Consider the following 13,493-nt stretch of genomic DNA (forward strand, 5'->3'; position numbering starts at 1 on the left):
AAAACTACCCTGCCGCCTGGTGGCGTCCGTCGGCACCTCGCCGGGGACACCACTACGGTCAGGCCATGGCACACCCGATGCGCGTCCGCCGAGCCCTCTCCCGGGGGCTCCTGCGCCTCTTCCGCTGGCAGCTCGTCGGCACCGTCCCGCCCAAGGGCATCCTGGTCGGGGCGCCCCACACGTCGCGCTGGGACTTCGTCGCGATGCTCTCCATCGCGTGGGCCAACAGCGTCCAGCCCCAGGTGCTGGTGAAGCACACCTACTTCAAGGGCCCGCTCGGATGGCTGCTCAAGGCGTTGGGGGGGATCCCGCTCGACAAGGGCAACCCCGGCGCGACGATCCGGGCGCTGCTCAAGGAGGCCGAGGGGCACGACTCCTTCATGCTGGTGATCGCGCCCGAGGCGACGCGGAGCGCGACGACGTACTGGAAGCCGGGCTTCTACAAGATCGCCGGCCAGACCGGGCTGCCGATCGGCCTCGGCTTCGTCGACGGTGCGACGCGCACCCTCGGCATGGGGCCGACCCTGGTGCCCTCCGGCGACGTGGTCGCCGACATGGACATCGTCCGCGAGTTCTACAAGGACAAGAAGGGGATCCACCCGGAAGCGTGGGCCGAGCCGCGGCTGCGCGAGGAGGGGCCGGGCGAGGAGGTGCCGGGCGAGGTGTCGGGCGACGGCACAGCCTGACGGATCGGGGCCGTGCGGACGACTCGTGTCCTTCACCTGACGGCCACCTGTCCCCCCTAGGTTCGCGGCCGTGACCTGGCTGGCCGTCGTCTTCGCGCTCGCGGGCGCCGCGACGGCCGCGGTGTCGACCTCCGCCCAGCACCACGCAGCGTCGTCCGCGCCTGCGGGCACCGGTCCCGGCGCCCTCCTGCGCCATCTCGTACGGCGCCCCGCGTGGCTGGCCGCGCTGCTGCTCGGTCCGCTCGGGTTCACCCTCCACGTGCTGGCGCTGCGTCACGGCCCGATCGGCCTGGTGCAGCCGCTCCTCATCACCGGCCTGGTGTTCGCGGTGCCGCTGCGTGCCGCGCTCGCCCGGACCTGGCCGGCGACCTCCGAGCTGGTGGCGGTGAGCGTCACCGCCGGCGGGATCGCGGTCCTTCTCCTCGCCTCGGAGACCGCCACCGCCACGGCCGCCCCCGACCCGGCGGTGCTCGGGCTGTCGGTGGCCGCGACGGCCGGGGTGGCCGTGCTCCTCCTGCTCGCCGGCGGCTCCCTCGGCCGGTCGGCCACCTCCGCGTTCCTGCTCGGGTGCTCCTCGGGCCTGCTCTTCGCGCTGATGGCGGTGCTCATCAAGGCGGTGCAGCTGCACGGCGACGCCCACGGCACCCTGGCCACGGCGACCACCTGGCTGCCCTATGCGCTCGCGGGCTGCGGGGTCGGCGGGATCGCCGTCAACCAGCTCGCCTACCGCGCGGCGCGGCTCTCGGCGTCGATGCCTGCCCTCAACGTGGTCAACTGTCTGGTCGCGCTCGGCCTCGGGCACGCCGTCTTCCACGAGTCGCTCACGACCGGGCCGATGGCGAGCGTCGTCGCGGCCGCCGCGCTCGCGGCGATGGGCTGGGGCTTGTGGTCGCTGAGCCGCTCGGGCAGCACGGCTAGCGGACGTGACCGTCGCCCACGACGACGTACTTCGTCGAGGTCATCTCGGGAAGCCCCGTCGGCCCCCGCGCGTGCAGCTTCTGGGTGCTGATCCCGATCTCGGCCCCGAAGCCGAACTCGCCGCCGTCGGTGAACCGGGTCGACGCGTTGACGAGGACCGCCGCCGAGTCGACCTCGGCGACGAACCGCCGCGCGGCCGCCTGGTCCTCGGTCACGATCGCGTCGGAGTGCTGGCTCGACCAGGTCCGGATGTGCTCCAGGGCAGTGTCGAGGTCCCGGACGACGCGGGCGGCGATGTCGAGGGAGAGGTACTCGGTCGCCCAGTCCTCGTCGGTGGCCGGCACGACCCCGTCGAGGGCCTGGAACGCCTCGTCACCGTGGAGGGTGACGCCGGCCTCCTGGAGCGCTGCGACGACGCGCGGCAGGAAGACCGGGGCGACGGCCTCGTGGACGAGCACCGACTCGGCGGCGTTGCAGACGCTGGTGCGGTGGGTCTTGGCGTTGAGGACGATCGCGAGCGCCTTGTCGAGGTCGGCCGCCGCGTCGACGTAGACGTGGCAGTTGCCGACGCCGGTCTCGATGACGGGGACGGTGGACTCCTCCACGACCGACTGGATGAGGCCCGCTCCCCCGCGCGGGATGAGCACGTCCACGTGCCCGCGGGCGCGCATCAGCGCCTTGACGCTGTCGTGGCTGTCGCCCGGCACCAGCTGGACGACGTCGGCGGGCAGGCCGGCGGCCTCGACGGCACTCCGGAGGACCTCGACGATGGCTGCGTTGCTCGACCGGGCGCTGGAGCTGCCGCGCAGGAGGACCGCGTTGCCCGACTTCAGGCAGATGCCGGCAGCGTCCGCGGTGACGTTGGGGCGCGCCTCGTAGATCATCCCGACCACACCGAACGGGACTCGCACCTGGCGCAGCTCGAGCCCGTTGGCGAGCACGCCGCCGCGGACCACCTCGCCCACCGGGTCCGGCAGCCCGGCGACGTCGCGCAGGCCCTGGGCCATGCCGGCGATCCGGTCCGGCGTGAGCCGGAGCCGGTCGATGATGTTGGCCGGCGTCCCGCCCTCCTCAGCGCGCCGGACGTCCTCGTCGTTGGCCGCGACGACCTCGGTCTCGCGGGCCAGCAGGGCATCGGCCATGGCGTGCAGGGCCGCGTCCTTGGTGGCCCGGGTCGCGAGGGCGAGGTCGCGTCCGGCGACCCGTGCGCGGCGGGCTACGTCAATCACGTCGTCGGCGATGCTCACCTGTGGAAGGTTAGTGCTGCTCCGACGCAACCGTCCGGCTGTCTCGGGCGTCTACCAGTCAGGCGCGGTCCCGCGTCGATGCTGTTCACTGCCTGTCCTGCTCGAGGAGGAGCTCGTGACCCACCCCCTGTCCCCCCGCCGCAAGCGTTGGGGCCTCGCCGCCCTCGCCGCGGCCGCGCTCGGCGCACCCCTGCTCGCGACGGCCACCGGCGCATCGCCGGCCGTCGGCGCCGGGCCCGGGGACCCTTCGATCACCCTGACCGCTCCCGACTCGGTCACCGCCCAGAACTACGGCGGCGGCATCTACTCCGACCTCGGCTTCCGCCTCGAGGTCCGTGAGGCGGCGCTGGAGATCTGGACGACGCGCGCCTCCGACTACGAGAGCGCGCCCACGGCTGTCGCGAAGCTCCCCAACGGCGACGTCACCCTGCCTGACCAGAAGCGTGTCGGGATGCTCGACAACTTCATGAAGATCACCCTCGTCGACCGCAACGACCCGGACGCCACTCCGGTCACCAAGCGCCGCGGCGTCTGCTTCGGGGAGTCCTCCGAGCGCATCGACCCGACAGCCGACTTCCGCAACAGCTATCCGCGGACCTGCTGGTACAACCCGTACGCCCTCGGCGCGGTCCAGGGCGTCCCCGCGGGCTGGGCGAGCAGCATCTTCGGCTACGAGACCCGGCTGCGGGTCAAGCCGGGCGAGTACGACCTCACGGTCGCCATCACCAAGGCGTACGCCGACGCGCTCGACCTGAGCGCCGAGGAGCGGACCGCCACCACGGTGCTGACCGTCGTGGAGGGCAACGACTGCCGCGGCTGCCGCGACGGGCACACGAACCCGCGCCTCCAGCCCAACCGGCACGAGCCCGACCCGAGCGGCGGCATCGGCGCCGTGGAGGACCTGCCCGAGGGCACCCCGCTCCCCGACCTGCGCTCGCTGCCGGCGTTCGGCATCCAGCTCAACCGCAAGGGCACCCAGCTCCAGTTCTCGGCGAACGTCTGGAACAACGGCAACAGCCCCCTCGTCGTCGACGGCTTCCGCCGCTCCGGCGAGGACATCATGGACGCCTACCAGTACTTCCTCGACGAGGACGGGAACCAGATCGCCTACGAGCAGGTCGGCACGATGGAGTGGGACCCCGCTCCGACGCACCAGCACTGGCACTTCACCGACTTCGCGACCTACGAGCTGCTCAACGCGGACCTGACCCGGGCCGTCCGCTCGGGCAAGGAGGCGTTCTGCCTCGCCAACACCGACGCCGTCGACCTGACCGGCGAGGGCGCGGAGTGGTCGGCCTACGAGGACGACCTCGGCAGCGTCTGCGGCGGTTACGAGACCCGCTCGATCCGCGAGGTCCTCTCGGCCGGGTGGGGCGACACCTATGCGCAGTTCCGCGCCGGTCAGTCCTTCCCGGTCAAGAACCTCGCCGACGGGATCTACTACATCCGGGTGCTGGCCAACCCGGAGGACACCCTGCTCGAGGCCGACACCACCAACAACGAGGCGCTGCGCAAGGTGCGCCTCTGGACCAACAAGGCCGGTGAACGCCGGGTCCGCGTCGCCCCCGTCGGCCTCGTCGACGAGTCCCAGGGCATCTACTACCGCCGCTGATCCACGGCCGAGCCGGCCGGGGAAGGCCCCCCCGCCCCCCAGGGGGGNGACGGAACGCCTCAGGGACACCAGCGCCCGCGACGCGGGCCCATCCCGGACAAGGAGACCTCCCATGGACGCACAGCGCCTGCGGCCCTCTGCCAGCACGATCGCCCTCATGACGGCCGCAGCTCTCGCCTCGGCGCTGACCGGCTGCACCCCCGACGTCTCCACGACGCTCCGAGCCGACACCGACCGCAGGAGCACCCCGACCACTCCGCCGACCGTCGACACCTCGGTGGAGGCGGATGCGGGAGCGTCCGCGCTCGAGGGCACCTGGCAGGCCGGACCCGTCTCGTTGGCGCAGACCGTGGCCACGGTACGGCGCAGCGGGCTCGGCGAGTGGGTGGAGGAGTACCGCCGCAACGCCCCGTTCTCGGCCGACTCGCTGCTCACGCTGACCATCGAGGACGGCGCCTGGGACCTGTACGGAAGCGTCGACGGCGAGCAGCAGGAGCCGATCGACTACGACGCGGCGTACGAGATCCGGGACGACGTCGTCGTCTTCCACCACTCGGCGGGCTCGAACACCTATCGATGGGTGGTCGACGAGGACACCTTGCGACTGGAGTTCGTGGGATCGACGCTGCCCGGCTACCGAGGGATCCCCGAGGAGGTGTTCCAGCGCGCGCTGTACACCACCCGCGCCTTCACGCGGCAGGACTGAACGCAGCAGCCCCCGGCACCGTCCAGGCGCCAGGGGCTGCAGCGTTGCTCCGAGGTACTACTTGCGCTTCTCGATCTCGGCCGTGGCGGCCGGGAGGACCGAGTGCAGGTCGCCGACGACACCGAAGTCGACGAGCTCGAAGATCGGGGCTTCCTCGTCCTTGTTGACGGCCACGATGGTCTTCGAGGTCTGCATGCCGGCGCGGTGCTGGATCGCACCGGAGATGCCGTTGGCGACGTAGAGCTGCGGCGACACGGTCTTGCCGGTCTGACCGATCTGCAGCGTGTGCGGCTGCCAGCCCGAGTCGACCGCCGCACGCGAGGCACCGACCGCCGCGCCCAGCGCGTCGGCGAGGCTCTCGACGGACGAGAAGTCGCCACCCGTGCCACGGCCGCCGGAGACCACGATCGCGGCCTCGGCGAGCTCGGGGCGACCCGACGCCTGACGCGGGTTCGACGCGACGATCCGGGCGCCCTTGGCGGCATCGGAGATGGTCGCGGAGAACTGCTCGACGGTGCCGGCGCCGGCACCCTCCTCCGCAGCGGCGGAGTTGGGCTTGACGGTGATGATCGGCGTACCGGTCGTCACCTTCGCCTGGACGGTGTAGTTGCCGGCGAAGACCGACTGGGTGGTCGTGCCGTCGGCGGCGACGTCCACGGCGTCGGTGATCAGGCCCGAGCCGAGCTTGATCGCGAGGCGACCCGCGATCTCCTTGCCCTCGGCGGAGGAGACGATGAGGATCGCGGCCGGCGAGGCGGCCTCGGCCACCTGCTGGAGCACCTCGGCCTTGGGCGCCACGAGGAAGCCCTTCACCTCGGCGTCGTCGACGACGTAGACCTTCTCGGCACCGAACTTGGCGAGGTCGCCGGCAGCGCCCTCGGCCTTGTCGGCGCCACCGATGAACACGGCCGACGGCGAACCGATGCGCTTCGCGATCGCGAGGAGCTCGTAGGTCGGCTTGCGGACCGCACCGTCGACGTGGTCGACGAGAACCAGAACTTCAGACATGTCTTCTTGCTCCTCAGATGAACTTCTTCGAGGCGAGGAACTCGACCAGCGCCGTGGCGCCCGAGCCGTCCTCGTCCTTGACGATCTCGCCGGCGGTCCGCGGGGGACGCTCGGTGGTCGTCTCGACGGTCGACCACGCGACCGAGAGGCCGACCTGGCCGGCGTCGACACCGAGGTCGCCGAGGCTGTAGGTCTCGAGCGGCTTCTTCTTGGCCGCCATGATGCCCTTGAACGACGGGTAGCGGGCCTCGCCCGACTGGTCGGTCACGGAGGCGACCAGCGGCATCGCGCCGATGACGACGTCGGTGGAGACGTCGCCGTCACGCTGCGCGGCGATCTGGTTCTCCTTGCGCTCGATGCGCGAGCCGAGGGTGACCTGCGGGAGGCCGAGGCGCTCGGCGAGCATCGCCGGGACGACGCTCATCGCACCGTCGGTGGACGCCATGCCGCAGAGGACGACGTCGACGGAGCCGATCTTCTCGACGGCCTTGGCGAGCACCAGCGAGGTCGCGATCGCGTCGGAACCGGCGATCGCCTCGTCCGAGACGTGGACGCCCTGGTCGGCACCCATCTGCAGCGCCTTGCGCACTGCATCGGCGGCCTTCTCGGGGCCGACGGTCAGCGCGGTGACCGTCACCTCCTCCTCGGTGCCCTCCTTGAGCTGGAGAGCCTGCTCGACGGCGTACTCGTCGAGCTCCGACAGGAGACCGTCGACGCCGACGCGGTCAACGGTGTTGTCCGACTCGAACCGCGGGTCCGCGGTGGCGTCGGGGACGTACTTCACACAGACGACAATGTTCATGGTTGTGGCCGGACCGGCCCCTTCCTGCACTCGTGCGACCCGTGTGGGTCGTCGGTTGGTCCAAAAGTGGACAGCGCCCGCAGGCTACCGTCCGGTAGCCCGCTCGCGGTAACCACGCGTACGTGGACTACCTCACACGGTATCGGGAGCGGCGTGCGCCGATCGCCGCGTCTTACGGGCGGATGACCCGCTCGAGGAACCGGCCGACGATGAGGTAGACCACCGCGGCGATGCCGTAGTTGAACAGCGCGGTCTTGACCTCGCTGTTGGGGTCCTGGAACTCCTTGACCGGTTCGTCAAGGTCGAAGTAGCCGAGGTCGAAGGCGTTGGCGAGGTCGCGCACGAGCTGGACGAGCTCGTTCTTGTCGTTGGCGTCGAGCGCGAAGCTGAAGGCGGCAGCAGCGAGGACGAGCGCCAGCGTCAGGCAGATCACCCACAGCACGCGCGAGACGATGCCCCGCACGCGCGCCACGGTGAGGGCAGTGCTCCTCCCTGTCCCCGCGTCCGTCGGCTTGTCGGCCATCCTGCTCATCGTGCCTCGAATCTCGCCTTGCCGGGACCGTTCTCGATGAAGGATCGCATGCCGATGCTCCGATCCTCGGTCGCAAACACCGCGGCGAACTGCTGGCGCTCGATCGCGAGGCCGGTGTCGAGGTCGGACTCGAGACCGCGGTCGACGCACTCCTTGATCGCACGCAGCGCGTAGGGAGCGGCGTTGCTGAACTTCGAGGCCCAGGCGACGGCCGCGCCGTAGACCTCCTCGGCGGGGAAGAGGCGGTCCACCATGCCGATCGCGAGTGCCTCCTCCGCCTTGACGAATCGTCCCGTGAACATGAGCTCCTTGGCCCGGGCCGGACCGACCAGCCGGCTGAGCCGCTGGGTACCGCCGGCGCCGGGGATGATCCCGAGCAGCACCTCGGGCTGGCCGAGGACGGCGTCCTCGGCCGCGAACCGGACGTCGGCCGCCAGCGCGAGCTCGCAGCCACCGCCGAGGGCGTAGCCGTTGACCGCGGCGACGACCGGCTTGGGGATCCGGGCGATCGCGGTGACCGCGCCCTGGAGCCGCTCGCCGCGGCCGACCATGTCGACGTAGGACTTGTCGGCCATCTCCTTGACGTCGTTGCCGGCCGCGAAGACCTTCTCGCCGCCCCAGACCACGACGGCCCGGACGTCGTCCCGCTCCGTGGCCTCGGCAGCGACCGCGCTCAGCTCGTCCTGGACCTGGAAGCTGATGGCGTTCATCTTGGGCCGGTCCAACCGGATCGTCCCGACGCCGTCGGCTACCTCGAGGCGGACGAACTCGCTGGTCATCGGGCTCCTTCAGATCGTTGCTCCCGCACCGGCTGTGATCGATGGTGCAGAAGGGGTTGGGCGCATTGTTGCAGAATCAACCGTATGACTCCCGGCCTCTGGCGCAGCCTCGGTGACCGCGCGCAGGTCTGGCCCGGCCGGAACTGGCCGCTCGGCGCCACCTGGTCGCCGGAGTCGACCAACTTCGCCGTCTACGCCCCGGACGCGACCGACCTCTGGGTCTGCCTGTTCGACGACGAGGACGGCGAGCACCAGCTCCCGCTGACCGAGCACTCCCTCGGCATCTGGCACGGAGCACTTCCCGACCTGGCCCCGGGCACCCGGTACGGCTTCCGCGCCCACGGCCCGTGGGACCCCGACAACGGGCTGCGGTTCAACTCCCGCAAGCTGCTCCTCGACCCCTGCGGCCTCGCGGTCTCCGGCATCGGCGACGCCGCTCGCAGCGTCCTGGTCGACCCCTCGTTCGACTGGGAGGGCGACGTCCCGCTCAAGCGCCGCTGGCGCGACACCGTCATCTACGAGCTGCACGTCAAGGGCTTCACCCAGCTCCACGACCGGATCCCCGAGGACCTGCGCGGCACGTACGCCGGCCTCGGCCACCCGGTCGTCACCGACTACCTCAACGACCTGGGCGTCACGGCGGTCGAGCTGTTGCCGGTCCACCAGTTCTTCTCCGAGCCGGCGCTCCTCGAGCGCGGACTCACCAACTACTGGGGATACAACAGCATCGGGTTCTTCGCCCCGCACGGGGCCTACAGTGCCGCGGGCGACCGCGGTCAGCAGGTGGCGGAGTTCAAGGCGATGGTGCGGTCACTCCACCGGGCCGGCATCGAGGTCATCCTCGACGTCGTCTACAACCACACCGCCGAGGCCGGGCCGGACGGCGCCACGATCTCCTTCCGCGGGCTCGACGACCGTGGCTTCTACCGCCGGGTCCCGCCCGAGCCCGCCGAGGACGGCGAGCCGGCCGCGGACGACGCGTTCGACGACACCTACTGGGACGTGACGGGCTGCGGCAACACCGTCAACTCCGACGACCCGCTGGCGCTGCGGCTGATCCTCGACTCGCTGCGCTACTGGGTGACCGAGATGCACGTCGACGGCTTCCGCTTCGACCTGATGTCGGCGCTCACCCGGACCGGACCCGACATCGACATGTCCTGCAAGCTGCTCATCGCGATGGGTCAGGACCCGGTGCTGCGCCACGTGAAGCTGATCGCCGAGCCGTGGGACGTCTCCATGGGCGGCTACCTCGTCGGCAACATGCCCCCGCCCTGGGTGGAGTGGAACGACCAGTACCGCGACACGATCCGCGACTTCTGGCGCGGCCACCTCGGCGGCACCCACGCCGTCGCCACCCGGCTGGCGGGCTCCTCGGACCTGTACGCCGACGACGGCCGGTCGGCGTACAACTCGGTCAACTTCGTCACCGCCCACGACGGGTTCACGGTCCGGGACCTCGTCTCCTACGACCAGAAGCACAACGAGGACAACGGCGAGGACAACCGCGACGGCACCGACAACAACCGGTCGTGGAACCACGGGGTCGAGGGCGAGACCGACGACGCCGACATCCTCGCCCTCCGCCGCCGCCAGGCGATGAACCTGATGGCGACGCTCTGCCTGTCCAACGGGGTACCGATGCTGACGGCCGGCGACGAGCGCGGCCGGACCCAGGGCGGCAACAACAACCCCTACTGCCAGGACAACGAGATCTCCTGGCTGGACTGGTCGTCCGACGACGCCTGGCTCGACGTCTACGAGCTCACCAAGACAGCGCTACGGCTACGGCGCGAGCACCAGACGTTGCGCCAGCGACACTGGTTCGAGGGGCGCCCGACCATCGTCGGCGGCCCCAAGGACCTGGCCTGGCTGCACCCGAGCGGACGCGAGATGACCGACGCGGACTGGCACGACACCGACCTGCGGACGATCGGGATGTTCGTCTCCGGCAAGCCGCTGCGGGAGCCGGGCAAGCACGGCGAGCAGCTGCTCGACGCGTCGTTCCTCGTGTGGTTCCACGCCGGCGCCGAGCCGTGCGCGATCTTCCTCCCCAGCAACGACTGGGTCAGCAAGGGCCAGGTCGTCCTCTCGACCGACCCCGACGTCCCCGTCGGCACCGCTGTCGCCTCCGAGCAGGAGCTGGTCATCGGCCCCCGCTGCGTCGTGGTGCTGCAGGAGGAGGAGTGGCTCCGCGCCGCGGTCAAGCAGTCGTGACGACGCCCAGCTCTGCCGGCGCGACCAGGAGCGGGTGGGACGGCAGCACCCGTACCGTGTAGCCGAACGGCCCGCTGCGCGGGAGGGCGACCTCGACGTCGTACCGGTGCCGCCCGCCCTCGTAGGACTCGGTGGCGGAGAGGACCGCGACGACGGGGTCGACGAGGACGTCCTCGGCGTCGACCCGGCCGTGGACCAGCTGCACCTCGACGTCCTGCGGGGCGAGGTCGCCGATGGCGACGTAGCACCGCACGGTCATCGGCGCTCCGACCGACGGCTCGTCGCCCACGCCCTGGGTCTCGACGTGCTCGACCCGCACGGCCGGCCAGGCCGCCCGGACCCGGGCCTTCCACTGCGCGAGGTCACGGGCCCCGGCGTAGTCGGCGTTGACCGCTCGGGCGTTGTGGGTGGCGGGTGCATACATCTGGCGGACGTAGTCGCGCACCATCCGGGTCGCGAGCACCTTCGGGCCGAGCGACTTCAGGGTGTGGCGCACCATCTCGATCCAGCGGGTCGGGACCCCGTCGGCGTCGACGTCGTAGAAGCGCGGAGCGACCTCGTTCTCGACGAGGTCGTAGAGCGCCGCCGCCTCGAGGTCGTCGCGGTGGTCGGTGTCCTCGACGCCGTCGGCCGTCGGGATCGCCCAGCCGTTGTCGCCGTCGTACCCCTCGTCCCACCAGCCGTCGAGGACCGAGAGGTTGAGGCCGCCGTTGAGCGCCGCCTTCATGCCGGAGGTGCCGCACGCCTCGTAGGGCCGCAGCGGGTTGTTGAGCCAGACGTCGCAGCCGGGGTAGAGCGGCTGCGCCATCGCGATGTCGTAGTTGGGCAGGAAGACGATCCGGTGTCGTACGGCGGGGTCGTCGGAGAGCCGCACGATGTCCTGGATCAGCTTCTTGCCGCCGTCGTCGGCCGGGTGCGCCTTGCCGGCGATGACGAGCTGGACGGGCCGCTCGGGGTGGAGCAGCAGCGCCTTGAGCCGATCCGGGTCGCGCATCATCAGCGTGAGGCGCTTGTAGGACGCCGCCCGCCGCGCGAAGCCGATCGTCAGGACGTCGGGGTCGAGCGCGGAGTCGATCCAGCCGAGCTCGGCGCGCGCCGCACCCCGCTTCTCCCACGAGCGCGCCAGCCGGCGCCGCGCGTCCTGCACGAGCCGCGTCCGCAGCTGACGCTTGACCGCCCACATCTCGGTGCCGGGCACCTTGTCGGCCGCCGTCCAGAACGCGTCGGTGTCGTCGCTCTCGGGGTCGGCGCCCTGGCTGACCGCCAGCTCGATGACCTCCCGGCCGACCCAGGTCGGGGCGTGCACGCCGTTGGTGATCGACCCGATCGGCACCTCGGCCTCGTCGAACGCGGCCCACAGGCCGTTGAACATCCCCCGGCTGACCTCCCCGTGGAGCTGGGAGACGCCGTTGGCGCGCTGTGCGAGCCGGAACCCCATCACCGCCATGTTGAAGACGCTCGGGTCGCCGCCCTCGAAGTCCTCGGCCCCCAGTGCGAGCACCCGGTCGACGGGGACGCCGGGCGTGGGGCCGGCGTCGCCGAAGTACTGCTCGACCATCGTGGCCGGGAACCGGTCGATGCCGGCGGGGACGGGCGTGTGCGTGGTGAACACGGTCGAGGCGCGACCGACCTCGATCGCGGTGTCGAGGTCGAGGTGGGGCCCCTGCTCCCCCACGGTCAGCTCACGGACCCGCTCGATGCCGAGGAACCCGGCGTGCCCCTCGTTGGTGTGGAACACCTCGGGCTCGGGCGTGCCGGTGATCCGGCAGAACGTGCGGATCGCGCGGACCCCGCCGACCCCGAGCAGGATCTCCTGGCGGAGCCGGTGCTCGCTGTTGCCGCCGTAGAGCCGGTCGGTGATGTCGACGTAGTGCTCCGGGTTGCCCTCGACGTCCGTGTCGAGCATCAGGAGCGGGACCCGACCGACGCGCGCGACCCAGATCCGGGCGATCAGGTCGGGGCCGTCGGGCAACGACAGCGAGATGAGCGCGCGGCTGCCGTCGGCCTCGTGGAGCAGCGAGATGGGCAGCTCGTCAGGGTCGAGGACCGGGTAGGTCTCCTGCTGCCAGCCCTCCCGCGAGAGCGACTGCTTGAAGTAGCCGTGGCGGTAGAGGAGGCCGACGCCGATGATCGGCACGCCCAGGTCGCTCGCCGCCTTCAGGTGGTCACCGGCGAGGATGCCGAGACCGCCGGAGTACTGCGGGAGCACGGCGGTGATCCCGAACTCCGGTGAGAAGTAGGCGATCCGGTGCGGCCACGCGACGTCGGGCTCCCGCTCGGAGGCGCGCTGGTACCAGCGCGGCTCGCTCAGGTAGGCCTCGAGGTCCGCCCGCACCTCTCCGAGCCGACGGACGAAGCCCTCGTCGGCGGCGAGCTCGTCCCAGCGCTCGGCCGAGACCTCACCGAGCAGCCGGACCGGGTCGTGGCCGCTGGCGGACCACAGGTCGGCATCGACGGCTGCGAAGACGTCCTGGGTCTCGGGGTGCCACGACCAACGCAGGTTGGCGGCCAGCTCACCCAGGGGAGCCAGGGCCGCAGGCAGGAGGGGGCGGACGGTGAATCGACGGATCGCGCGCACGAAACGACGGTAACCCAAGCGACTTGAACGATCCAAGAGGTCGTCCACGGACCTACCGCGACAACGTGTCACAAGTCCCGTAACGCGAACGTCACCTGCGCGTTGTCCGGATCAGGCGGCGAGCGGGACGGAGTCATGGGGGCTGCCCCGCTCGCCGCCGACATAGATTTGGCCCCATGCGATCCGTCACCGAGCACCAGGGCCTCGTCGCCGCGCTGCTCGGCACCCTCCCGGCGACCACCGTCTCACCCGCCGAGGCCCGGGGGCTCGTCCTCGCCGACGCCGTCGTCGCGCCCGAGCCCCTCCCCTCCTTCGACAACTCCGCGATGGACGGCTACGCCGTGCGGGCGGCCGACGTGGCCGGCGCGGAGGAGACCCCGGTTCGCCTGCCCGTCGCGGCCGACGTCC

11 protein-coding genes and 1 pseudogene are annotated in these 13,493 nt (G+C 71.2%); 6 read left to right on the forward strand and 6 right to left on the reverse strand.

Going from position 1 to position 13,493, the window contains the following annotated elements; all coding sequences use genetic code 11:
* Positions 1–65 precede the first annotated feature (65 nt).
* Entirely contained in the window at positions 66–686 is a 621-nt protein-coding gene (locus tag H0487_RS09215; RefSeq protein ID WP_220793235.1) for a 1-acyl-sn-glycerol-3-phosphate acyltransferase, read from the forward strand.
* 70 nt (positions 687–756) lie between these two features.
* On the forward strand, positions 757–1,695 hold the full coding sequence (locus H0487_RS09220) for a DMT family transporter (RefSeq protein ID WP_183093945.1): 939 nt from the start codon (positions 757–759) through the stop codon (positions 1,693–1,695).
* Here H0487_RS09220 and H0487_RS09225 read toward each other — a convergent pair.
* A complete protein-coding gene (locus tag H0487_RS09225; RefSeq protein ID WP_183093946.1) occupies positions 1,601–2,851 on the reverse strand; it encodes a glutamate-5-semialdehyde dehydrogenase in 1,251 nt (416 codons plus the stop codon). The genes H0487_RS09220 and H0487_RS09225 overlap by 95 nt on opposite strands.
* 115 nt (positions 2,852–2,966) lie before the next feature.
* Here H0487_RS09225 and H0487_RS24255 point away from each other — a divergent pair, with 115 nt between their 5' ends.
* The gene (locus H0487_RS24255; RefSeq protein WP_183093947.1) at positions 2,967–4,463 is read left to right on the forward strand and encodes a lysyl oxidase family protein; all 1,497 of its coding nucleotides are present in this window, start codon (positions 2,967–2,969) and stop codon (positions 4,461–4,463) included.
* Positions 4,464–4,575: 112 nt separating this feature from the next.
* Positions 4,576–5,169: a hypothetical protein gene (locus tag H0487_RS09235; protein ID WP_183093948.1), complete on the forward strand. Its 594-nt coding sequence runs from the start codon at positions 4,576–4,578 to the stop codon at positions 5,167–5,169.
* Between the two features lie 57 nt (positions 5,170–5,226).
* Here the strand turns inward: H0487_RS09235 and H0487_RS09240 are convergent, their stop codons facing one another.
* The 4 genes from H0487_RS09240 to H0487_RS09255 all read right to left on the reverse strand — a co-directional run bounded on the left by H0487_RS09240 (position 5,227) and on the right by H0487_RS09255 (position 8,290).
* Positions 5,227–6,177: an electron transfer flavoprotein subunit alpha/FixB family protein gene (locus H0487_RS09240; RefSeq protein ID WP_183093949.1), complete on the reverse strand. Its 951-nt coding sequence runs from the start codon at positions 6,175–6,177 to the stop codon at positions 5,227–5,229.
* A gap of 13 nt (positions 6,178–6,190) precedes the next feature.
* Positions 6,191–6,961 carry an electron transfer flavoprotein subunit beta/FixA family protein gene (locus tag H0487_RS09245; RefSeq protein WP_446685558.1) on the reverse strand — a complete coding sequence of 257 codons (771 nt, stop codon included), beginning with the start codon at positions 6,959–6,961 and terminating at the stop codon, positions 6,191–6,193.
* A gap of 190 nt (positions 6,962–7,151) precedes the next feature.
* Complete coding sequence (locus H0487_RS09250) at positions 7,152–7,502, reverse strand: hypothetical protein (protein ID WP_183093951.1); 351 nt, start codon at positions 7,500–7,502, stop codon at positions 7,152–7,154.
* Positions 7,503–7,507: 5 nt separating this feature from the next.
* Positions 7,508–8,290 carry an enoyl-CoA hydratase/isomerase family protein gene (locus tag H0487_RS09255; protein WP_183093952.1) on the reverse strand — a complete coding sequence of 261 codons (783 nt, stop codon included), beginning with the start codon at positions 8,288–8,290 and terminating at the stop codon, positions 7,508–7,510.
* An 84-nt stretch (positions 8,291–8,374) separates the two neighbouring features.
* On the opposite strand from H0487_RS09255, the gene glgX reads away from it, so the two are divergent.
* Positions 8,375–10,507, forward strand: a complete 2,133-nt coding sequence (gene glgX / locus H0487_RS09260) for a glycogen debranching protein GlgX (protein WP_183093953.1) — start codon at positions 8,375–8,377, stop codon at positions 10,505–10,507.
* Here glgX and glgP read toward each other — a convergent pair.
* Positions 10,494–13,085, reverse strand: a complete 2,592-nt coding sequence (gene glgP, locus H0487_RS09265; protein ID WP_183093954.1) for an alpha-glucan family phosphorylase — start codon at positions 13,083–13,085, stop codon at positions 10,494–10,496. The genes glgX and glgP overlap by 14 nt on opposite strands.
* Positions 13,086–13,261: 176 nt before the next feature.
* On the opposite strand from glgP, the pseudogene H0487_RS09270 reads away from it, so the two are divergent.
* A pseudogene (locus H0487_RS09270) lies at positions 13,262–13,493 on the forward strand (gephyrin-like molybdotransferase Glp); the annotation flags it as partial.

This window comes from Nocardioides stalactiti (assembly GCF_014180715.1).
Classification (GTDB): Bacteria; Actinomycetota; Actinomycetes; order Propionibacteriales; family Nocardioidaceae; genus Nocardioides; species Nocardioides stalactiti.